Source organism: Alishewanella maricola, from assembly GCF_016343785.1.
Lineage (GTDB): Bacteria > Pseudomonadota > Gammaproteobacteria > Enterobacterales > Alteromonadaceae > Alishewanella > Alishewanella maricola.
In genome coordinates, this window is the sequence record NZ_JAEINI020000016.1 from 1 (window position 1) to 24,786 (window position 24,786).

Annotated in this window: 13 protein-coding genes; 5 read left to right on the forward strand and 8 right to left on the reverse strand. The window is 46.4% G+C overall.

What is annotated here, in order from left to right; translation table 11 throughout:
- A partial coding sequence (locus JAO78_RS15320; protein ID WP_226752243.1) for a type I secretion C-terminal target domain-containing protein occupies positions 1-5,316 on the forward strand: 5,316 nt, incomplete at its 5' end.
- A gap of 292 nt (positions 5,317-5,608) precedes the next feature.
- Here JAO78_RS15320 and JAO78_RS15325 read toward each other — a convergent pair.
- The 7 genes from JAO78_RS15325 to JAO78_RS15355 form a co-directional block, all read right to left on the reverse strand.
- Positions 5,609-6,868 (reverse strand): OmpP1/FadL family transporter, encoded by a 1,260-nt coding sequence (locus tag JAO78_RS15325; protein ID WP_226752244.1) that lies wholly within the window; start codon positions 6,866-6,868, stop codon positions 5,609-5,611.
- 312 nt (positions 6,869-7,180) lie between these two features.
- Positions 7,181-10,282: an efflux RND transporter permease subunit gene (locus JAO78_RS15330; RefSeq protein WP_226752245.1), complete on the reverse strand. Its 3,102-nt coding sequence runs from the start codon at positions 10,280-10,282 to the stop codon at positions 7,181-7,183.
- Complete coding sequence (locus tag JAO78_RS15335) at positions 10,282-11,376, reverse strand: efflux RND transporter periplasmic adaptor subunit (RefSeq protein ID WP_226752246.1); 1,095 nt, start codon at positions 11,374-11,376, stop codon at positions 10,282-10,284. Before JAO78_RS15335 ends, JAO78_RS15330 begins: the two co-directional genes overlap by 1 nt.
- Positions 11,377-11,687: 311 nt before the next feature.
- Positions 11,688-12,731 carry a lipocalin-like domain-containing protein gene (locus JAO78_RS15340; protein WP_226752247.1) on the reverse strand — a complete coding sequence of 348 codons (1,044 nt, stop codon included), beginning with the start codon at positions 12,729-12,731 and terminating at the stop codon, positions 11,688-11,690.
- Positions 12,732-12,737: 6 nt separating this feature from the next.
- Positions 12,738-15,140 (reverse strand): FtsX-like permease family protein, encoded by a 2,403-nt coding sequence (locus tag JAO78_RS15345; RefSeq protein WP_226752248.1) that lies wholly within the window; start codon positions 15,138-15,140, stop codon positions 12,738-12,740.
- Positions 15,115-15,777, reverse strand: coding sequence for an ABC transporter ATP-binding protein (locus JAO78_RS15350; RefSeq protein WP_226752249.1), 663 nt, complete (start codon positions 15,775-15,777; stop codon positions 15,115-15,117). The genes JAO78_RS15345 and JAO78_RS15350 overlap by 26 nt, the downstream gene beginning before the upstream one ends.
- Before the next feature lie 65 nt (positions 15,778-15,842).
- A complete protein-coding gene (locus tag JAO78_RS15355) occupies positions 15,843-16,976 on the reverse strand; it encodes an EAL domain-containing protein (protein ID WP_226752250.1) in 1,134 nt (377 codons plus the stop codon).
- A gap of 142 nt (positions 16,977-17,118) precedes the next feature.
- Here JAO78_RS15355 and JAO78_RS15360 point away from each other — a divergent pair, with 142 nt between their 5' ends.
- The 3 genes from JAO78_RS15360 to JAO78_RS15370 all read left to right on the forward strand — a co-directional run bounded on the left by JAO78_RS15360 (position 17,119) and on the right by JAO78_RS15370 (position 19,657).
- A complete protein-coding gene (locus tag JAO78_RS15360; RefSeq protein ID WP_226752251.1) occupies positions 17,119-17,469 on the forward strand; it encodes a hypothetical protein in 351 nt (116 codons plus the stop codon).
- 206 nt (positions 17,470-17,675) lie between these two features.
- Positions 17,676-18,755: a transglycosylase SLT domain-containing protein gene (locus JAO78_RS15365; protein ID WP_226752252.1), complete on the forward strand. Its 1,080-nt coding sequence runs from the start codon at positions 17,676-17,678 to the stop codon at positions 18,753-18,755.
- Between the two features lie 161 nt (positions 18,756-18,916).
- Positions 18,917-19,657: a FadR/GntR family transcriptional regulator gene (locus JAO78_RS15370; RefSeq protein ID WP_226752253.1), complete on the forward strand. Its 741-nt coding sequence runs from the start codon at positions 18,917-18,919 to the stop codon at positions 19,655-19,657.
- 187 nt (positions 19,658-19,844) lie between these two features.
- Here the strand turns inward: JAO78_RS15370 and JAO78_RS15375 are convergent, their stop codons facing one another.
- Positions 19,845-22,781 (reverse strand): TonB-dependent receptor, encoded by a 2,937-nt coding sequence (locus JAO78_RS15375; RefSeq protein ID WP_226752254.1) that lies wholly within the window; start codon positions 22,779-22,781, stop codon positions 19,845-19,847.
- A 493-nt stretch (positions 22,782-23,274) separates the two neighbouring features.
- Here JAO78_RS15375 and JAO78_RS15380 point away from each other — a divergent pair, with 493 nt between their 5' ends.
- Positions 23,275-24,717, forward strand: coding sequence for a polysaccharide lyase family 7 protein (locus tag JAO78_RS15380; protein WP_226752255.1), 1,443 nt, complete (start codon positions 23,275-23,277; stop codon positions 24,715-24,717).
- The last annotated feature ends 69 nt before the right edge of the window (positions 24,718-24,786 follow it).

The window sequence follows — 24,786 nt, forward strand, 5'->3', positions numbered from 1 at the left end:
CAAAACGGTAAGACGGTCATTGCCCAGGCCACCGTGCTGGCTGATGGCAGCTACGCTTTAGAAGGTGTCGATGTCAGCGCGTTAGCCGATGGCCCACTGACCATTGACGCGACGGCAGTCGATAACAACGGTAACCCACTCGTGGCAGATACTTCAGCCACACTTGATGCGGTTGCTGGCTCATTAGATATCGCTGCGACCGTCGATAACACCGATGGCACCATCGATTTATCGGGCACCACCACCGACGTTGCTCCAGGCACCGTAATTAACATCACCATCACCGACCAAAACGGTAAGACGGTGATTGCCCAAGCCACCGTGCTGGCCGATGGCAGCTATGCTTTAGAAGGTGTCGATGTCAGCGCGTTAGCCGATGGACCATTAACCATTGACGCGACGGCAGTCGATAACAACGGCAATCCATTGGCTGCTGATACTTCAGCCACACTCGATGCGGTTGCTGGCTCATTGGATATCGCTGCGACCGTCGATAACACCGACGGTACGCTTGACCTGACTGGCAACACCACCGATGTCGCTCCAGGTACCGTAATTAACATCACCATCACCGACCAAAACGGTAAAACGGTGATTGCTCAAGCTACCGTACTGGCCGATGGCAGCTACCAGTTAGAAGGTGTCGATGTCAGCACCTTAGCCGATGGCCCACTGACCATTGATGCGACGGCAGTCGATAACAACGGCAATCCATTGGCCGCTGATACTTCAGCCACACTTGATGCGGTTGCAGGTTCATTAGATATCGCTGCGACCGTCGATAACACCGATGGCACCCTCGATGTATCGGGCACCACTACCGACGTTGCTCCAGGCATCGTGATTAACATCACCATCACCGACCAAAACGGTAAGACGGTCATTGCTCAAGCCACCGTATTAGCCGATGGCAGCTACCAGTTAGAAGGTGTCGATGTCAGCGCCTTAGCCGATGGCCCATTAACCATTGATGCGACGGCAGTGGATAACAACGGTAACCCACTCGCGGCAGATACTTCAGCCACGCTCGATGCGGTTGCTGGCTCATTAGATATCGCGGCGTCAGTGGACAATACCGACGGTACGGTTGACCTCAGCGGCACCACCACCGACGTTGCTCCAGGTACCGTGATTAACATCACCATCACCGATCAAAACGGTAAGACCGTTATCGCCCAGGCCACCGTATTAGCCGATGGCAGCTACGCTTTAGAAGGTGTCGATGTCAGCGCCTTAGCCGATGGCCCACTAACCATTGACGCCACGGCGGTCGATAACAACGGCAATCCATTGACCGCTGATACTTCAGCCACACTCGATGCCATTGCCGGTTCATTGGATATCGCTGCGAGCGTCGATAACACCGATGGCACCCTCGATTTATCGGGCACCACTACCGATGTCGCTCCAGGTACCGTAATTAACATCACCATCACCGATCAAAACGGTAAGACGGTCATCGCCCAAGCCACCGTGCTGGCCGATGGCAGCTATACCTTAGAAGGTGTCGACGTCAGCACTTTAGCCGATGGCCCACTGACCATTGACGCCACGGCAGTCGATAACAACGGTAACCCACTCGCGGCAGACACCAATGCTATATTGGATGCAGTCGAAGGCACCCTAGACATCGCCGCGACCGTCGATAACACCGACGGTACGGTTGACCTCAGTGGCACCACCACCGACGTTGCTCCAGGCACCGTGGTTAACATCACCATCACCGATCAAAACGGTAAGACGGTCATCGCCCAAGCCACCGTGCTGGCCGATGGCAGTTACCAGTTAGAAGGTGTCGATGTCAGCACCTTAGCCGATGGCCCATTAACCATTGACGCGACGGCAGTCGATAACAACGGTAACCCACTCGCGGCAGACACCAATGCTATATTGGATGCAGTCGAAGGCACCCTAGACATCGCTGCGACCGTAGATAACAACGACGGTACGCTTGACCTGACTGGCACCACCACCGACGTTGCTCCAGGCACCGTAATTAACATCACCATCACCGATCAAAACGGTAAGACGGTCATCGCCCAAGCCACCGTGCTGGCCGATGGCAGTTACCAGTTAGAAGGTGTCGATGTCAGCACCTTAGTCGATGGCCCACTGACCATTGACGCCACGGCAGTGGATAACAACGGCAATCCATTGGCTGCAGATACCTCAGCAACACTCGATGCCATTGCCGGTTCATTGGATATCGCTGCGACGGTGGACAATACCGACGGTACACTTGACCTCAGTGGCACCACCACCGACGTTGCTCCAGGCACCGTGATTAACATCACCATCACCGATCAAAACGGTAAGACAGTCATCGCCCAAGCCACCGTGCTGGCCGATGGCAGCTACGCTTTAGAAGGTATCGATGTCAGCACCTTAGCTGATGGCCCATTAACCATTGCTGCGACTGCAGTCGATAACAACGGTAACCCACTCGCGGCCGATACCTCAGCCACACTCGATGCGGTTGCAGGCTCATTAGATATCGCTGCGAGCGTCGATAACACCGATGGCACCCTCGATTTATCGGGCACCACTACCGACGTTGCTCCAGGTACCGTAATTAACATCACCATCACCGATCAAAACGGTAAGACGGTCATCGCCCAAGCCACAGTGCTGGCCGATGGCAGCTATGCCTTAGAAGGTGTCGACGTCAGCACTTTAGCCGATGGCCCACTGACCATTGACGCCACGGCAGTCGATAACAACGGTAACCCACTCGTGGCAGACACCAATGCTACATTGGATGCAGTCGAAGGCACCCTAGACATCGCCGCGACCGTCGATAACACCGATGGCACCATCGATTTATCGGGCACCACCACCGACGTTGCTCCAGGCACCGTGGTTAACATCACCATCACCGACCAAAACGGTAAAACGGTGATTGCTCAAGCCACCGTATTAGCCGATGGCAGCTATGCCTTAGAAGGTGTTGATGTCAGCGCCTTAGCCGATGGCCCATTAACCATTGATGCGACGGCAGTCGATAACAACGGCAATCCATTGGCTGCTGATACTTCAGCTACACTCGATGCCATTGCCGGCTCATTAGATATCGCTGCGACCGTCGATAACACCGATGGCACCCTCGATTTATCGGGCACCACCACCGACGTTGCTCCAGGCACCGTGATTAACATCACCATCACCGATCAAAACGGTAAAACGGTCATTGCTCAGGCCACGGTATTAGCCGATGGCAGCTACGCTTTAGAAGGTGTCGATGTCAGCGCCTTAGCCGATGGCCCATTAACCATTGACGCGACGGCAGTCGATAACAACGGTAACTCATTAATTGATAAAGCGATTGCCGCTTTAGATCTCACACCGCCAAGTGTTGATATCACATCTGATCAAGCAACGCTTGAAAGTGGCCAATCTGCAACGATCACGTTTACCTTTAATGAGGAAATTTCAGGCTTTGATCTAACTGATATTGCCGTTACCGGTGGCGTGCTGTCCGGATTAAAACAAGATCCAACTAATCCGAATGTATGGACAGCCACCTTCGTGGCAAGTGGCACTGCACCTATTTCATTTACTGTGGCAAATGGCAGTTACACTGATCTCGTGGGTAATGAAGGTAGTGGCGACTCAGCCAGTATCAATAATGCGCCAGTCGCTAAGAATAATGTAGTTAACGGAAACGAAGATGAAGTTATTACAGGTAATGTGCTCACCAATGACGTCGATGTAGATGGCAATGCCCTAACCGTACAAAGCTTTGTGATAAATGGGCAAACTTATCTAGCCGGCGCAGAAGTGATTATTGAAAACCAAGGTAAATTAACCTTAGACGCTGAAGGTAACTTTACTTTTACTCCTGTAGCAAATTGGAGTGGTTCACTGCCTTCTGTAACCTATACCCTAACAGATGGACAAGGTGGTTCATCGACTGCCGCATTAAACATTACTTTGGCAGGAGTGGCAGACGCAGCAATTCTGCAAGTCGGTGATGCCGTTTCAACTAAAGTCGGCGCAACCTCTATTACTACTGGCGCGAACGGCCTCTTGATAGGATCTGGTTTAAGCCAAGCCTCTATTGAACAAGCTCTTGGTTTAAGCAGTGGCTTCTTAGACGGCTTCAACCCGCCCTCGGGGGCACTCAATGTATCAGGCAACACTAATGCCATCGACGGAAACTATACGTCTAGCACAGTTAGTTTAAATAGCGGCATGTCGGTTGGCTTTAATTGGAATTTCATTAACGGTGAAAACATCGCAAGTGAAATCCGACAAGGCTTCAGCGACTTTGTTTTAGTTATTATTACCGCACCTGATGGCAGTAAAACCACACAAATCATTACGTCCTCAGAGTTCTTGGGCGCAGGCGTTAATGGTAATGGCACCTTTAACTTTACCGCAACGCAAGATGGTGATTATAAATTTGACTGGGTTATTCTCAACGGTAGAGATAGCGGTAAAGACTCACAACTCAACTTATCGTCGAGTACGATCACGGTCAATGGTGTTACCTATGGCGATATGGTTGATTTAAACATTAATGCTGCGCTTACTGATGCTAGTGAAAGCATGTTGATCACCATCACCGGTATACCCAGCAACGCCTTGCTCACCGCGGGTATAAAAAATGCTGACGGCAGCTGGACCCTAACCCAAGAACAATTGGAAGGTTTAAGCTTACTAACCCCAGTTGATTTTGTTGGCCAGCTTAACTTAACCGTTACGGCGACCACAACTGATGGCACTTCTACTACTGCAGTATCCGATACGCTTATTATCGACCTGTCGCAAACGACCAATACAGTGAACAGCGGCAGTGATGCCTCGCAAACCATTATCGGTACGGATCAGGGTGATCTGATCAATGCTTACGGTGGCAATGACGTGATCAACGCGGGTGCAGGCAATGATGTCATCTATGGCGGACAGGGTAATGACACCATTAATGCAGGCAGCGGCAACGATGTGCTGTTTGGTGGTGTCGGTGACGATACGCTTATCGGTGGTGAAGGTGCCGACGTATTCGCTTGGCAATTAGGCGATCAATCAAGTAGCGGTAAAGCGGCTGTTGATGTCATTAAAGACTTCAGCACAGCACAAGGCGATGTCATCGATTTACGTGACTTACTTCAAGGCGAAAATAGCGAAAACATTACCAATTACCTCAGTTTTACTACTGTCGATGGTAATACCACGATAGATATTAAACATACTGGCAGCGGCAACGTAACGCAAAAAATCACGCTGGAAAACGTTGACCTGAGTAGCTTCGGTAATGATACACAAGCCATTATTGATAGCTTGATTAGTAGTGGTCATTTAAAAATTGATGGCTAAACCTGACTGTTGTTAACCCAGATAAAACAGGCGCTTTAAGCGCCTGTTTTTTTATTCAATTAAGTTGGAATCACACCATTACGATAACACCATTTAAAAGCAATTTTATACATCACATCATGATTTGGCCTATCACACCTGAGTTGAACAAAGTAGCTTCAAAGGTAGATCAATTTAGCCTTACAAAGAATCATCACTGCACAAGTACCAAACTAAAACGCTTAGGCGTTAACTATTAAGCCTACAGCTAACACTTACGGCTAGCGCCAGCGTAATTAGTACTTAATAAAACTTAAAATGCCCAAGCCACTGAGGCACCAATGCCACGCTGTTGCATTTCAATACTGAGTTGTTGATTCGGTGCAAGGTAATTTGCCCCAGTAACTGTTTTAGTAGGTGAATAAAACGCTGTTAGGTTCATCTGTACATTCGCAGCTAACGACTGGCTTAAACCGGTAGTGAAATGCCATTCCTGTACCCCGGGCGCTAAAATGTTGAATAACACCTGCGATGACGAAATAGGTTGCTCACCGTAAGAAACACCAAACCGGATCTTTTGCTGCTCGGTTCGCTGCCATTGATAACCCAGTTTATATACCGTCATATCTTGCCAACCAAAGCCTGCACCATTCGACGCACCCAAAGGCGCTGACATAATATTACCGATTGGGTTTGCTACACTGCTCACTTCGCCGTAATTGATATGCTGCAGATCTAACAGTAATTGATGAGCGCCATTAATTTGCCACGCCAAACCGACTTGTAAGGCGCTGGGTAAATCAAAATCACCTTGTTCGGCAAACAAACCCGCATATTGATCAAACTCGCCCATGCTTACCGCAGAACGATAACTGGCTCCGACACTGATGGCATCCGACATTAAATAGGTTAAACCTAATTGCAAGCCAATGCCGCTACTGAAATCGGAGCCATTATCTGACAACGAAGTTGGTGCTTGAGAAAACGGTGCAAAACTCGCCAGGCCTTGCGCTGAAAACTGCTGAACAACCAGCACCGGTGCCACACCTAAGCGTAATTGCTGAGTCCACTGATAACTCAGCGTTGGGCTGATAAATAATTGCTTTAAATCCACCCCCGTCGTGCCCGCATAAAAAGTGCCTTCGGGCATAGCGTCGGCTTGGTATTCCGTATTCATGCCGCCGTTAGCATAAATTAATATGCCCACATTAACTTGATCGTTTAATTGCTGGCCAAAAGCAAACTCGGGGATAGCAAATAACGTTTTTGCGCTTCGCTTACCCGGACTTTGTAAGTAAAAAGCACCGGGGAAAAACTCGTTAACCTCCGCCACCGCATAGTTGCGATCGGGCGCAAACAGCTCTAAGCCAACTGAAAATTCACTGCCTTTTACCAGCAAGTTAGCTGGGTTATTCGCCGCAGACATCAGCTCTTCTGATACCGCCACCCCAGCACCCGCCATACCTTTGTGCGTCATGCCATAACCGTGTGTAAAATAACCATTGGTTGCGAAAGCGGGAGAACTCATAAAAATACTGGCCGCTACTACACTCACTACTACACGTTTTCTCATGGTTACTACCTACCCTGACTATAAAAGGAATACACCATAACGGTTTTCTTATATAACAAAAAATAATTTAAAACCATTAGATATACTCAAAAGAAATATAACAGTAGTGACTTTAGCTAAGCAGATATGTTGAATGTGGAGAGAAGCTGCATTACTCAACCTAAGCATATGAGAATGCAGCCATTTAACCGATTAGACTTCTTAAAATCACCATTTTCTCAGTTGATGCTGAGAAGAAAACCATGCTTTCAATTCATTAATTTTAGTGAGATGTCAGTCACACATGTGCAGAAAGTTGAGTACGAGCTTTCGCTACTTTTTAGTTGGCTGATGGTTTGACGCCAGCACCATATAAACACTAGGCAACACCAATAAAGTAAACAGCGTGCCTACCAACATGCCTGCAACTAAAATAATGCCGATACTATTGCGTGCTTCAGCGCCGGCGCCCACTACTAACACCAAAGGAAAATGCCCCAGCACAGTTGCAGCGGTTGTCATTAACACTGGGCGTAAACGCGCTTGTGCTGCAAGCTGTATAGCATCGAATTTTGCTTTACCTTGCTGTTGCATTTTATTGGCAAACTCAACAATTAAAATGCCGTTTTTCGCAATCAGCCCCACCAAGGTGATAAAGCCAACTTGTGAATAAATATTGATTGTCGTGAAGTCTAAAAAGGCAAACATCAAGGCGCCAGCCATCGCTAAAGGCACAGAGCCCAACAACACCACCAAAGGATCACGAAAGCTATTAAACTGCACCGCTAGCACAAAAAATACAAAGACTAATGCGACCACTAGTACACCTTCTAAGGTGTTGCCTTCTAAACGAATTTGTCGTGACTCGCCAGCATAATCAATACTGTATTCTGCTGGCAATATTTTCGCAGCGGCGTCTTCTAAAGCACTTAAGCCTTGCTCTTTGGTGGTGCCGGGGATCACTTCGCCATAAATTCTAAAGGCATTTTTTTGCTGAAACTTACTTAACACACGCGGTCTAATTTCGGTTTCTAAACTGGCAATAGCACGCAAAGGAATTAACTGATCGGCGGGGGTGCGGATCAACAGTGACAATATGGCATCAGGATTCACTCGTGCGCTTTCATCTAGCATAGGTATAACGCGATAAGCGCGGCCATCTTGATTATAACGATTGACAAAATTAGCCGATAACAATACCTCAAGCTGGGCACTAACACTGGCTAAATCCATGCCTAAATCCGCAATCGCCTGACGATTAAGCTTGAAGCGCGCTTGCGGGTAATCGATTTTCAAATCCGTTTCGGCAAATAAGAACTTACCACTAGCCTGAGCGGCCGCCACCATCTGATCGGCGTAGCGTTTCATATCGACGTAAGAGTCGGTGGAAAGCACGGCCAGTTCTACTGAAAAATTACCGGACGTCGGTAGGGCTGATTCCATCACTGGAAAGGCTTTTAAGCCAGGCACCTGCGACAAATTAGCAAAGGCTTGCCAAAACATATCCTGCGTTTTTTCAGCACGCTGTGACGGATCAACTAAATCCAAGCCGCCAAAAGCTCCTGCAGGGTTAACAATTTGCCACATAAACTTCGCCCCATCCAACTGCAGCATCGTGTCTACTACCCCATCCATATGCTGCATGGTATAGGCTAAAGAGGCATCGGGAGCAGACTCTACCACCACATTAATGCTGTTTTGATCTTCTGTGGGCGCCAGCTCTTTTAATGAAAACAGATAAAATGGTACATTCAGTAACGCTAAAAATACCGCAATAAATAACACCTGCGCTTTATACTTAAGCGTCACAATCAATACTTTACTGTAAGCCAGCTGCAGACGGTCAAAAACATGATTGATGCGTTGAGTTAACCGGCTTTCTTTGCCCCCCTCTGGCGAGGCATAAGCGCTCATAATCGGTGATAAGGTTATTGCAACAAAGCCGGAAATTAATACGGCAATCGCTAAAGTAAAGGCAAACTCTTTAAACAAAGCCCCTGTTAAACCACTTAATAAACCAATAGGAGCATATACCGCAGCTAAGATAATGGTCATGCTGATTATAGGCGCTAATAACTGGCGTGAACTAAGTAAGGCCGCGTCGAGTCGACTCATGCCATTGCGCATATGTCTAGCCACATTCTCAACCACAACGATGGCATCATCAACCACCAAACCCACGGATAACACGATGGCAAGCACGGTCAATAAATTCAGGCTAAACCCCATCAGCGCCATAGTACCGATAGCGCCTAAAATCGAAATAGGGATAGTCACTAAAGGCACTAACGCCGTGCGAAACGATCCCATCATCGCCACCACAACAATACCCACCAATACAATGGTTTCGGCCAGCGTAATAAATATTTCGGTTAAAGCACTGCGCATATACAAGGTGCCATCGTAACCGTCGGTAATGCGTAAGCCATTGGGCAAGGTTGGGTTTATTTCCTCCAGCTTGGCATACAAACTATCCCCAATAGCTATCTCGTTGGCGCCTGGTAAAGGCCAGACAGAAATAAACAACACAGTATCGTGGCTCAACCGAGCACTGGTTTCGCTTTCTTCTTCAGCAATCTCGATTTCTGCAACATCGGCTAGACGCACCTGCGCACCTTCGATATTTCTTAACACCAGCTGTTCAAAATCAGTCACATTTGATAATGAGGTATCGGTCAGCAGCGGAATGCGTTGCTGATTGTTTTCACTTTGGCCAACTGTCGCGATCAAATTATTTGCTCGTAGTGCTAACATCACCTCGTCCGCAGCAATATTAAAAGCAGCCAGCTTCGCAGGGTTCAACCAAATTCGCATCGCCGGTGCCCTGCCGCCCTCGATGCCAATGCGCTGTACGCCCGGAATAGAAGCCAAAGCTGGTGAAACACGGCGCGATAAATAGTCAGTGACTTCCATACGCGACATCGGGCTGTCTGCTTGGTTGTAATTCACCACCAAATAAAAAATCGCGAAAGGACGGTCAGCCCTTACCACCTCAACCGACGGATCTTCGGCGCCTTCTGGTAATTCAAAACGAATTTGATCCAGCTTGGCCGATAACTCTGCCAACGCCTTGGTACTATCTTGATTCAGCTTTAACCAAAGCGTTACAGCACTGAGCCCAGGGGTGCTGCGCGACTCAACATAATCGACCCCAGGAACCGAACTGGCAACGCGTTCAATTGGCTCACTAATAAAGCCTTGCACTACCTCTGCGGAAGCGCCTATATAGGGTGTAGTGATTTGTAACGACGCGCTGGTAATTTGTGGAAATTGTAGCACCGGAATATCGATTGCAGCTCGGATCCCCACCAGTACCAAGATCAGCGAAAGTACAATCGCCAGAACCGGTTTTTTACAAAATATATCTATTATTGAGGGCCGGTTATCCAACGCGGCCTCTTTTATATCGTGCGGATCAGAAGTGTACTGTGCCATTACAACGGCCCCGCATCATCAGCCGTAGCAAGATTGACTAAGATGCCATCACTTAATTTAAAAGAACCAACCGTAGCCACTTGTTCATTCTCGCTCAGCCCCGACAAAATCACTATGTGCTTATCATCATGCGCGCCAACTTCTACTGCCCGACGATTGGCGCGTAAATTGTCATCTGCAGCTTGCGCCAGTACATACACGTAAGCACCAAACGTATCATAACGCACCGCGGTGTTCGGTAAGCGGATGACGCTGATTGGCGCAGCAATGGGCAAACTCACCATCACACTGGCACCGGGTTTAAACTGGGCATCAAGGTTGTCGAGTTCGGCGCGAATTCGTAAATTGCGAGAGATACTAGAAATAACCGGATCTATAGCAATGATCTTTGCCTGATGTTTGATATCCGCAGACGCCACGCTACTGATTTCAAGCGCGGTCGACAGGCTTAATTGATAAGCAGCTTGTGGTACTGAAAAATCGATCCAAACTTGGTCTAAGTTACCAATTAACCGGGTGATTAATGTGTTCGCCGCTAAAAATCCTCCGACCTCAAGTTCATGTAAACCTGTGCTGCCACTAAAGGGCGCAATCAAGGTTTTCTTTGCAATGGTGGCCTGTATTGCTCTGGCGTTAGCTTGTTTTATGGCAAGTTGCGCGCTCACTTGGTCAAGTTGCGCGCGGCTGGACGCCTGCGTTTTAACCAGTTGGGTTAATCGAGAAAGATCCAGGGTGGCTAAAGCAATTTCTGCGTTAATAGCATCTAGTGCCGCTTGTTCATTAACGCTATCTAAACTCAATAACACCTGATCTTTTTCTACCGAGCCACCCGAGCAAAAACCAACAGCGGTAATCACCCCCTCAAGCTCATTGCGTACCTCTAGGGAGCGTGTTGCCTTAACTTCACCCAACACCTGCAAACTGTCTTGCCAAAGACTGGTGGTAACTTTTATTGCTGCCACCGTTTCGCTGGGCTCAGGAAACGACTCGCCAAACGCAATCGCTGCCCGCACTTGCGTAAACTTTACAAAAGCCAACAGTATAAACAGCACGAGGCAACCAGCAACCGCGGCAATCCAGGGGCGAAATTGCATTTTTCTTCCTCTTAAAAATAGTCTTGGCTATAACGTTTAACTGTATTGAGATTATTTAGATCATTAACCTGCATAAGTTAAGCCGCAAACCTAAAATTTCTACTGTGAATAGGGAGCGATAGTTCATATTAACTCAAGTTAAAATACCTTTAATAACCCACTAACTATTCAAGCATTGTTATTTTAGTTAATGCAAAGCATCGTCCAAAGAACCCCTTAAGAAATAGCAGCTCTCTAGGCTGCTATCACTTGCGGATACCTCGACAAGCAAAACCTGTTGCAGCTGCCGCTTAAAAACCCCATATTTAACGTTAATACCCAGTAAGCTCAGCAAAACCTAAGCCATTAAAGCCACCGGAAGCGCGCACGCGTCCTTCCCAATATGGCACAGACAATTGATTACGTGAGTCTTTGGTTAAAGTTTCAAGCATAATCGGCGCTGAATTAGGTAGGGTAATCTGCCACTTACTGGGGTATTGCCTGTCGTTAAGGGTAATGCGCTCGAGTACCGACAAGCTGATATCTTCTCTGGCAATCATCGTGGCCTGCCCGTTTTTCGCTATTCGGCTACCGCTGCAATAATCATAGTTATTTTTGTCGTCACGAATACAAAAGAGCATTAAACCTTGTTTGCCATTTTCATCGCTAACCAGGCTAAACCAATCCCAACCAAACTGGCTTTTATCTAATAAGCTTGCTGACCATTCTCTATCGTACCACGCGTTACCTGTTACCTTATATTGCTTACCTTTGAAGGTGATAACGCCGCTTGCCTCAAGAAATGGATAGCTAAAATAGTAAGATGCATGACCACTCTCGGTTTTTTGGCTATAGCCATTTTCCCCGTGTAACGTTAACGGGCTATTACTCAGTGATACAGCAATGGCATAGTCTTGTTGTTTTGCTTGCATCTGCAACGGTAAAAACGACTGTTCAGTGCTTTTAAGCGACCAATCATCTAATTGCGCACTAAAAGGGCTATCAACAATACTGGCCTGCCCCGCTCGGGCAAAGCGTTCAAAAGCAATATGTGTTTGCTCGTGCTGCAGAGCGAAATGCGCAAAATAAAGTTGGTTATCCCACCAAGTAGACTCAAAGCTAACGGGAGCTTGTGTTCTAAACAACGTCCACTGTGCACCAAAGGTTTCGCCACTTACTGCGGTAAGATTGGCCGTCACGTACCACCACTCAATACCTTGCTCTAAGTGCGGGCCATGATCCTGCGGGAAAATTACACCACGCTGTTTATCGACGGGTTGCCCACTGTCAGTTTGCAAAGCCTGAAAGTTTTCGAGGTGCGGCGCAGGCTCGCAACTGAGTAATAAAAAGCTGAAAAAAACGAGAACATACTTCATCAATAGTTAAGGCCCCTTTACCTGCAAATGAGCTGTAAGCTTTTTAATCGGCAGATACGCGCAGAGGACTGCGGCTAATAGCATAAACAGACAGGTATAGAGCAGTGCCGGCAAATCTAAATTAAAATGGATAGTCCAACCAAAGGCGATGGGCATCACAAATTCCAACAGCGTGAACCCAAGTGCAAAGCCTAATGGGATCGCAAAAGCACAGGTAAAAAATACCAATAAGGTGGTTTGTAACAGCTTAAGCTTTTGCAGCTGGGACGCATCAACACCTAAGCTATGCAGCACCGCTAATTGACTTACATGCAACGCACTCAGGCTCAATAAGCTGATACATAAACTCAGTAAAGCAATAGCTAAAATAAAGCCATTAAGTAACTTAGTTACTTGAAACGTTTCGTTAAACATCTTATTTGCCACTGCTTTAAAGTGCTTATTGGCGGCGATAGTGGCACTGTCTAGCTGGTAAACATTGATCAGTCGTTCAGTGATTTGCTCAACACTGACTTGCTCAGCTAAAGTTAACGACAAACCAAAAACTTGCCAGTGAAATGGGCTCGCGCGCAAAGTCTGCTCTTGGATAATCAGGCTTAATGCGGTATTGCCATAATCATAGGCAAAGGCACTGATCCGGCACGCAAATTCATGTTGGTTTTGCACAAAGCGCACACGGTCATTAATTTTATAGCCTTCTTTTATAGCCGCCTGCTCATTGGCAATACAGCCTTGTTCGGCAAAATTCTCGGCACTGACCGGCTGATTTGACGTAAGGCTGATGTGCGAAAACGCTGAATCGCCATCTCCATAGCTAATAAGGCGTGTAGGTGTTTTATCGATATAACCAGCTGCGGCCATGTAAATACCCACACGCGCTACCTGCGTATCCATTGCTAAGCGCTGGCGTAATGCTGGATCGTCATCGTCTACTTGCAGGTAAATATCGGCATTCAGTTGTGTTTCAAGATGCGCATTTAGCGTATCGCTGAAACTTTTAACCATGATTTGCATGCCAATGGCACTGCCAAGAGCTACTAAAATGGCGACGATGGCAATTCGCAGTTCTGCTAACTGGAATTTACTGTCGGCATAAAGCCACTGCCAAAGTGGCTGGCTAAACGGGTTTTTAACGCTAAGAAAGCCTTGCAAACAACTTGGGGTAATCAGCACAAAAACTACCAAGATTAAAAAACACATCAACAGAGCATCAAACTCGGTGCTTGCGTAAAAATAACCATAGCTAAGGGCCGCTAGCACACCGCCTAGTACAATATAAAACAGCCCTTTACGGTGGCTATGCAGCACCTTTTTTTGCGTGAGTAACATGAGGCCGAGGGTCACGATGTTTAACAAAAAGCCCAATAACAAAGTTTGCCACTGCCAGCTAATGGTGAGCGCTTTTTCTAATTGATATAAGCCCATCAGCGTACTGTTAATGTCCATTAATAACGTGTTGGCAATAATATAGCCTGCCAAACTACCCAATAGTGCCGTTAAAAAGCCCATAACGATAAACTCGATAGCGATGGCAATAAAAATTGCCTGCTGCGAAAAACCTAAAACATGAAATTGTATTAGTAAGTTTCTGCGCCCCGCGATTGATAGCTTGATGGCATTAAAACTTAAAAAGGCCGCCACAATGTAGCCGAGTAACGCCAGCGCACCCAAATTAAAAAAGAATGCCTCGGATAAAGCATCAAAGTCTTGCTCTTGTGCTGCCACTAAACGAGCATCATTTCCAAGTATCGCCTCAACTAATGGGGCCTGCTCGGGCGCTAAGTCAATCAGCTCAATAAAGCTCAGTTGACCGTTCGCGTTTAGCAGCATATCTGCATAGGCAAGATCGGTAACTGACCACACACCTATATCAACCGCTAAGGTGAAGCTTGGTTTGATAACCGAGTCTTGTAGGGTAAGTTGCCGACTTTCGCTATCCAGCATCAACTTTGCAGCATTATTGCTATCAATGATGATGTTATCGAAGCGAAAGCTGGCCTCTGTGGTCTCGGCATGTTGCTGCGTACTTAGCGCTGCTGACTGAGTTAACCACATGAGGCTGTCGACACCTTGCAGATAAAGGGTGTGACCAGATGACAGCTGCAACTGCCCTCGCAACACCGGCTGCGCATTGGTATAACCATTGGCTCTTAATTTAAGCCATAAAGCACCGTCCAAAAACGCTTGACCTATTGGCGGTTTCACCATATGGCTAACGGTATTATCGATAAGCGCAGCGGAAATTTGGTGCCGGTTTTTCGCTTCTTGGTTTAATCCAGCGATGGCTGTTAGTAAGGCGCTGCCTAAACTTAACCCCACAATAAACAGTAACAACAACCACGGATGGTGCTTAAAATACGCCATATGGGTTCGTAAAATAAGCTTAATTTCGTTCATTAAGCTGGCCATTAGCAAGCACTTTCACACTATCGAAATACCGCGTTAATTGCTGAGAATGTGTCACCATAACCAAGTTGATTCGCCGAGTCTTACACAGGCTGGTCAGCAGTTCTACCACTTGCTGCGAGCGCGCCTGGTCGAGGTTTCCAGTGGGCTCATCGGCTAACACAAGCTGAGGTTGATTCAGTAAAGCACGGGCAATGCCTACCCGTTGTTGCTCGCCACCAGACAGCTGATTAGGCAACTTGTGCAGTTTATCCGTTAAACCCAGCTGCTCGGTTAAGCATTCAAATTCTATAGGTCGTTGCCTTGGAAAATTTAACTTATACTGAAACAAGATATTTTGTTTTACACTAAGACAATCGAGCAGTTGATAACGCTGAAAAATCAAACCTATTTTGCGGCGGTAGTAGGCAAGCTGCAAAGCGTTGTATGAGGAAATCTGTTCGCCATTAATGACAATTTGGCCGCTGTGAGGTGACAGTAAGCCAGATAATAAATTAAGTAAGGTAGTTTTACCCGAGCCACTGTCTCCAAGAAGCACAACTTGCTCTTGCGATTTGATCTCAAAACTGAGGCCGTCGAATACTTGGTGAACTTGCTCGCCATCCTGCCGATGAAAGCATAGGTCTGTGACACTGATCACGATAATTTCCCTTCTAAATCAGCAGCAAGGCTGTTGAGTTCATATGTATCAACAAGCCCTAGCCACTAAAATCTTTTTGCCGCATTCTTAAGTGGCGACACTGAGCTTTTTATATTTTCACGTTTTTCTTGGCTAACTTTCTGATTATAAAATTTAGGCCGGCCAAATAAATACCCCTGCAATAAATCAATTTTATTATCAATAAGCCATCTGGCCTCGTCTTCCGTTTCAATACCCTCAGCCACAGTTGTGATTCCGCTGGTTTTGGCGATATTCACTAGGCTGGAAACGATATTTTGCTTAAATACATCTTGATGCACATCACGCACCAGTTCCATATCTATTTTCACGTAATCTGGACGTATTTTTTGCAGAAGATTCAAGCCAGACCAACCCGATCCAATATCATCCATTGCCACTTGAAAGCCGGCATTGCGATAAAACGCCAGAATGCCTTTTAAGTGATTTAAATCGCTACTTTGGTGTGTTTCAGTGACTTCAAACACAATATCGGCAGGCGTCAACCCAAGCTCATAAATGGCAGCGGCGGTAGAGCGCAAACAATATGAAGGGTCATAGATGCTGGAGGGATTAAAATTAATAAATAACTTACCTTTTAATTTAGCTGCAGCAAAGTATTCAACCGCAGCACGCCTTGCTACTAGGTCCAATGAAAACAATAAATCGGCTTGTTCGGCAAGCAAAAAGGCTAATTGCGGCGGCACGATACTGTTGGTCTCGTCGCGCATCCTAAACAGCCCTTCATAAGAGTAGATTTTGGGATCTTCTAATGCCGACTGCGCATAAACGATAGGCTGAAACCATGTTTCATAATTCTCATGTTCAATACTATTGATTAGCCACTTTGCCTTAAAGCGATTGATCAGCACACTAAAGGTGGTCATGCGCGACATAGCAGAAATATCCGGTAAAGCATCTTCAGCCATCGTCGTTAACTTAGTGCCGGCTAATTCGGCTTGCTCTAATGCACCATTAACACCCGTTAAGAAAGCAGAAATGGAACCGGCTTTAATTTCAACGGCGATGCAGTGTGTACTTATCTGTTTTGCCGTGTAATTTTGACTGCCAACGTATCTGGCAAGTTTGGCGAAGGTTTCCGTGGTGGGCACGAATATCCAAAAAAAAGTGGCGTCGTCAAAAAAATAGTCATCAACCGACTCGCAATCTGCACAATACATTTCATACCCTTGAGTTAAGCGTTATTGGCTTTTTTACGCGCAAGGTAAAACTTCAGACCATGACAATGCTGCTCTGCTGCTCTTAAAGCAGCACCAGCACAAAACGGCTTTATATTTGCTGACAACATAAGATAAGGCGTTAATGATAAACTCGAGCAATATCAAAACGATTGGCCATTCGCTAACTCTCGCGCCCCGAGTTGAACACTTTCGGCTTAATGATGGCACACGTTTTTTCCAAAGCTTTATTAGCCCATTGCAGGGCTTTTATCCTGACGAAATAGTACCTGCAGATTACGGCATAGAGAATAAATTTGATGATAATATAAGCAGCACCATTGCTGCCTCAGTGATCCGTTATGGCGATGATGAAAGCTACCAGCAGTATTTATTGAATCAAGTTGAACGCTCTGGGCTGCCATTTACCTCTAGGATGACAGGCAAATGGTCTAAATACAGTTCGGTGAGCTTACAGGTCACAACCTCTAATTAGTGTTTAAATAAAGGCGCCGTAGATTATACTCAGTGTCAGTAACAGTACTTAGCAAAGTGCCCACTGTTGCTGGTATACATCATTCTGGCTATTGAACCTCAGCTAACAACCGTTGCACCAGCTTTTGCAACACCGGAGAAAATATGGGTTCCATGCGACCTAGCAGCTATTGGCCCGTTACCGCCGCTATACTATTTGGATGCCTATTGTCCGCAAGTGCTCTGGGGCAACAACTCGTGCAACCTTACCAGAACTGGACTGACGTTGTGCGCAGCAAGCCTTATGCCGAAAGCCAAGGTGTGTATGACAACGTAATGAACGTTAGACGTTGGATCCTGACGCGTTCAGGATACTGTACCGAGCGCAATCGCCATTTGCTATTTGATATGCGCGGCAACTTTCTAGAATTTATCGAAGATGCCTCAGATTCGCCGCAAACCCAGTTAATCCTGAATCAAACTCGTCAGGGTATGGCACAACAAGGGCGGGTGCATGCCTGGGTGGAAGGTAATACCCAGACCCTTGGCTATCCTTTCGCGATTCGTTGCCACCAACCTTATGTCGATTTATCGTTGGCCATTGCGCGTTATCTGGGCAAGCATCCGGAAGGTAGGCTGTCTGGCAACTGGGATGGTATAAAAGTAGGCACACCTAAAAACCAAGCTTCACTGCATGACACCCTGCGCTTGGTGTATGCCCGTCGCGCGCAGCAAAAGCGTATTAGCCTGCCAGAAGATCTTCTAGCCGATCTGGCCGGTATGTTGATTATCGAAAGTGGTGGCGTGCGCGAGGCCCATTCAAAAGCCAATGCTAGAGGTATTCTACAACTGACCCCACAAGTATTAAAAGACTGCGGCGTTCCCAAAAATAAGCAGTTACACCGCATCGCTCAGGTCGATTGCGCGCTCTGGTTATTTGAACGTAACCATCGCATGTTGCATCCCGTATTCATGGCCCGCTTCGGCCACCTACCAGAAGAAAAACGAGAACAGGTTTATCGGCTGCTGCTGATCCAGGCTTATCACGGCGGCCCCGGCAGAGTAAGATCGCTGCTTATCGATGAAGAGCTTAGTAAACCAGCGACCTATTTTGCTGAACATCATCAAGACTTTAGTGCCGGTGATATTGCTTTTGGTATGGTATTCCATAACCTTGGCCGCAATCGGCTTGGCTTCGCGTCTCTGTATTACACTGCCGACATCAGAATTGCGCTGCAACTGTTAGAGTCACAAAGCAGTACCCAACTGTTTTCTTGGCAGCGCTCCAAAAAGCTAAAACCGATTTAAACAAGACCACAGCGTTTAGTAAAGCCAATTAGAACTTTCTAATGTGGAGGGTAACCCTAGCTGAATAAGATGCCGGCATTTTGAGAATTTTTGATAGGTTCGGGGTATAATCGGCGTTATTACCTGTTCGGCCAATGGCAAGACTTAAAGGGATACCTATCATGAAGAAACGTAGACGTTTCTGGACAGTTGTTGAAAAGTTAGAAGCGTTGATCGACAAAGGCGTTTACCCTGCAGGAAGCCGCCTGCCCGCTGAAAGAGAGCTGGTTGAAATTTATCATGTTAGCCGTCCGACGATACGCGAAGCGATTATCGCGCTAGAAGTGAGAGACAGAGTAGAGGTAAAAACAGGTTCAGGCGTTTATGTCACTGATTCTGCTGGCTCAGCACCTTCACTTGAATCTATCAGCGCATTTGAGCTCACCCAAGCTCGGGCATTAGTAGAAGGAGAAGCAGCAGCGTTAGCCGCAGTTAAAATCCGCGACACCGAGCTTGCAGCGCTCAAGCAGGCTCTGGATGATATGGCATCTTCAGAAGATTTGGATAAGGCTGATGAAGCCGATCAACAATTCCACGAGATCATTTCTAGTGCAACACGTAACAATGCCATTGTCCTGTCCATTTACAACCTTTGGAAAGTCAGACTCAATGAGCCGCAAGTCGTTGCCGCTTATCAGGATGTATGCTCGAAAGGTATAGCGCAGCGTATCAAAGAACATACTGCTATTTATGACGCCATAGCCAAACGTGACGCTTCAGCGGCAAGAACGGCGATGCACAATCACTTCGACCGTTTGATCAATGCTTTATTTGAGGCGAGTGAAGCTAAAGCCTTGGAAGAGATCAAACGTAAAACGGATGAAAGCCGCGGTTTGTATTCTATCTCTCACTTAAATAAGTAGTAACGGTTAGCGTAACCCATTTCACATCTGGCACTATTTTTTATCCTTCATAATAGGCTCTGACACAGAGCTTATATTTTTCTTGCCACACGCAAAAAAGCAAACCTTTTGGTTTGCTTTAACAAGTGCTTTTGCTTTGATTTTGCTCGAGCCGGTTATCTTAGACAACCAGCCCTAGATAGTAGAATTAAAATCTGTAACTGGCACCCAAGGTAATTCGACGGTCTGTTAAGCCCTGAAAGCAAAGTAGCGCGCCTTCATTAACGCAAGATTGGCGAACCTCAGATTCCGTCAGGTTGACGGCTTCAATGCCAATATTGAGTTGATCGTTCACCTCATAACTGATACTGGCATTAAGCTGACCTCGGTCTTCCTGAATGACCGGAAAGCCCCAAGGATAACTTGATGTACTGCCAAAATCGTTTGAACGAAACGCTTCTCGCCAGGTGTAACGCATCCGGGCAGACAAGCCATATTTTTCGTAATACAAGGTCAAGTTGTAGGCATTTTCAGATAAGTTGAGTAAGCCTTGCACGGCAGTCACCTCCAATGAACCTGTACCACCTGTTGACGCAGCAAAGACCTGACTAGGACGACTGGCCGAGGTATTGACCGCTTCACCACCAGAGAATTCCTGAATAGTATAGTTTGCCACCACACCAAAACCAGATGCCCAGCCCAGCTGATCTTCGAAAGCAGAAAGATCATACTGGAATGCCATTTCGATGCCTTTTTGCGTAGTCTCTTTAGTGTCATTAATAATAGTGGAGAATGGTACACAAACACCTACGTTAGAACTCACCGGACCAAACACGTTGATCAGCGCAATGGGGTTCCAGATACCACCTTGCTCACACTCTGGACCAATAATGTCACGATAACCTGTGACAGGCTCTGAATAAGGATCATCTTGTTGCCCCACATGCACATCTTTACGTATCTTGTGGAAATAGCCGATACTGACAACTGCGGCCTGAGCAAAATACCAATCTGCAGAAATATCAAAGGATGTAACCACTTCAGGTTTTAAGTTAGGATTACCACCAGCTACCGGTGGATTAGGGCTAGTACTAAATGTATAAGAAGTTGAAAGATCACTAAAATTCGGACGGCGAATATCCTTCCCAAAAGCAGCGCGCAGCACCAGATCGTCGGTTACATCGGCGGCCAGATTAATCCGCGGCAGCACAAAACTGTAATCACTTGAGCTAGTTTCTGCGACGACACCTCCGTTAACACTGCGGTTGCCGGTTGAATCAAGATCCGTTTTTAAATAACGTACGCCAAGATTACCGCGAAGCATGCCAGTTTCAAAATTTGCCTGAGCATACAGTGCATTAGTGGATTCACTGATATCATAAAAACCTGCAACTGATGACGTTGGGGCATTCAGTGGTCTTGTCCCCCCATGGGCAGTAATGGCGTTAGCTAACGCAGTAAATACCCGATCAGGATCAGAGCCTACCAATGCCGAGTTCACCAGCAGAAAATCTTTAATATAAAGCGCTCTGCCATCTGCGGCATTAAAGTTATTAGGGCCAGTTGTCAGAATATCAGCAAACAAATCGCCACTGGGAGAATCCACCATTCTGGACAAACTAAGATTCGAGCCCACAACGTTGGACACACTGGATGTCTTGTTATAACGATAACCTGCGTCAAGCGTAGTAAAAATCGACATATTCAAGTCGTAGCTAAAATCAACACGCATAGCATCTTCGGTATTTTCATTGGTATTATTTGCTATTGCTACCGCTTGCAACCTGTAGTTGGCTGGGTCAAGCAAATCAGCAGGAGCAGGCGCATTTTCTGCACCAAATGCAATGCCGAAGGCCAAGGCACCACCACTTAAGTCATACTCAAACGGGACACCATTATCGTTAGCTGACCCAATTGCCGCATTGGGATTGACAAAATTGAGTGTAGTATCAATTCGGGGGGTCGCAGAGTCAGATGAAGATGAGGATATCTCGGCACTTATTTTAAAATTATCCCCCTGGTGTTCCCCACCTAGCCGGAATATTTTGCTCTTGGTGGCCCGGGAACTGGTGTCACTGGATAAGCGTAAATTACCGTCCGAACCGTCAGACTGAACCGGAATAATACCTTTAAGTGCGGCTTGAATGCTGCCAAGCTCGACACCATCTAAAGAGCCAAAATTAATTGTTTCAAATTCAGTTGGAACCGATACACCAATAAGATCACTTACCCCTGACGCCTGAACCCTGGAACTTTCTTCCCGACGGTCTTGATCATTTATAATCGCATCAAACCAAAATTTGTTGTTGCTGTTTGGCGCCCACTCAAAAGAACCAGCAAAATTTTTTGTCTCATATTCAAAGTTATCGTAATCCTGGATCAGAAACTGAATGGGTAGATAATGGAAACTTTGTGCGCTGGCTAAACCACTGTCAGAGCGAACCAGATTATCACGGTCAGCTCGGGGGCGAAATGCGGTTACATCCTGCTCTGCATAACTGCCACTAATGACAAAACCAAACTCACCATTGTCATTTTCCCAATTATCACCAAAGGTTCCTGATAAGCGCGGTTTAACGCCATCGGTAGATAAACTGCTTTCTTCACCTTGCACTCTAAATGCGGCTAGCGTTTCACTTAACTCAAGTGGGCGAATGGTTCTTAAGTTAATAGTGCCACCAACAGAGCCTTCAATCGTTTTTGCTTGTGGCGCTTTTATGACTTCGACACCTGCAATAATCGATGCAGAAACATCTTCAAAATCAATACCACTGCGCCCTGCACCCGATCCTACCGTAGATACACCATTAATTTCAGTGCGGTTTGCATCAGTACCGCGAATTTGTACTCCCGTACCGACACCCGCTGAGCGGGTAATCTGAATACCAGTAATATTTTCCAGCACTTCCGCTAAATTTTGATCGGGTAGTTTACCAATATCTTCTGCTTGAATAACTTCAACTAAGCTGCCGGCATTACGCTTTTCTGCCAAAGCACTTGTTAAGGAGCTTCTGATCCCCGTCACCTGTATCACTTCGATATCGCTTTGTTCTACCTCTGACTCTTGGGCGTTGGCGGTAGACGCGATACCGAGTGCCGTTGTCGACAGTATCGCTAAGGTAATTTTTGATAGCATATGTCTCATTTTTGTTCCCCGTCTAAAATTATAATTATATTTTGGGGTCGCAACTGCGACCTTAAGTTAATCGCGAACCTTTATGCCAACATTCTTAAAAGAACAACTACTGGCAATTTTATTATTATGCTTTATGTTTACACCTTATTAGAATATTGGTCAACCAAAAGGTTAACCTATTTGGTAAAAAACTCTCACACCCAATAAGCGAAAAACTAAAAACAACATAAAAAATATATAAAAATCATATATTTATATTGTTTCATAATGAGTAAAATTACTTTTTAAGGTACCTTAAAGAGACTATGCGACTGAAGAACATATCCAAGCTACCGATGAAATATTGGTTTAAATGTGACACCAGCATCCATCACCCAAATTAATTGGTTGACCAGTAAAGATAAACCGGTAATTATTGATGGCATAACCAGCAATACCAAACATCACCACAACGCCAGATTTATACCAAGTTCTATTCATCGTTCTAGTAGGAGATAAGGGCATGTCTTATCGGTCAAAAAGAGTCCATCAATTCGGCAAACTCGTTATTGCCATAAATTTAGCTCTAGCTGTCACAGCCTGCGGTGGCAGTAGTGACACTAATACCACCAATATTACATCCCCACCCCCTGTGATAGTCACACCTGAGCAATGCATCAATCAGGTGTACCCAATACGCTCTGCCACTGACGCCATGGAGAGCTCGGCATATCCAGCATCCAGTGCCATTGATGGCAACACATCATCCCAATCCAGATGGTCAAACGATGGTAGAAATGCCGCGCTAATATTAGATTTGGGAAGCGTTAAAACACTGGGTGCACTGACCATTAAATGGTTTGAAGGGAATAAACGTATCGCAAGATTTTCTGTGGAAACTTCGAGCGATAACACGAGTTGGACCACCGTATTAACGCAAGCAGATTCCAGCGGCAGACATAGTGGTTTTGAACTAGTAAAAATCGAGCCAACATCAGCCCGCTATATCAAGCTAATCGGGCTTGGTAATAACGAAAACCAAAATAATGCCATTGTTGAAGTTCAGGCGCATTATTGCCAAGATGCCGGCGGCAACTTCAGCGAACGTTTTCCTAATGAATTGGGTATCGAGTTAATCGACTGGTACCTGAGCATCCCTACCGATGAGGACAACAGTGGCACCGCTGACTCCATTTTTGAAACAGACCTTGCAAACGGTTATACCAATTCTGAATTCTTTTATGCCTCAGCTGATGGCGGCATTGTGATGCGCTCACCCAGTTATGGCTTTAAAACCTCTGCCAATACTAGCTATGTGCGGGTTGAACTAAGAGAAATGTTACGCCGTGGCGACCGTAGTATCAGCACGCAGGGCGTGAATAAAAATAACTGGGTGTTTGGCAGTGCCTCAGCACAAGGGCGGCAGAATGCAGGCGGCTATGACGGCGATTTGCGGGTAAAGATGGCGGTTAATCAGGTTACCACCACTGGCGAAAATTTTCAGATTGGCCGGGTAATCATTGGTCAGATCCACGCTAATGATGATGAGCCGGTTCGCTTATACTATCGCAAACTGCCAGGAAATGAACGCGGTGCTATCTATTTCGCGCATGAGAGCCGGGTGAAAGACAGCCAAGGTAGAAACATTGAAACCTATGTTGACATGATTGGCTCACGCAGCAATACCGCCGCAAACCCGGTGGAGGGAATCGCCCTGAATGAGGTGTTTAGTTATCACATCAGCGTTAATTTCAACTTACTCACCGTGACGATTAGCCGTGCAGGCAAGGCCGATGTTGTGGCCCAGTATGATATGGCTGAAAGTTTGTATGATCAGGCGGGTCAGTACCACTATTTTAAAGTGGGTGTGTATAACGTTAACAATTCAAGCAATCCAGCAGAGTTTGTTCAAGCCACCTTCTATGAAATTAAAAACAGTCACACCGGATATTCGGCTAGCGAATAACATAAGCGCTGTACGAGTAACGTAAACACTAAGGGTTTGAGTTACAGTAAAAAGAAGGCGGGATAATTC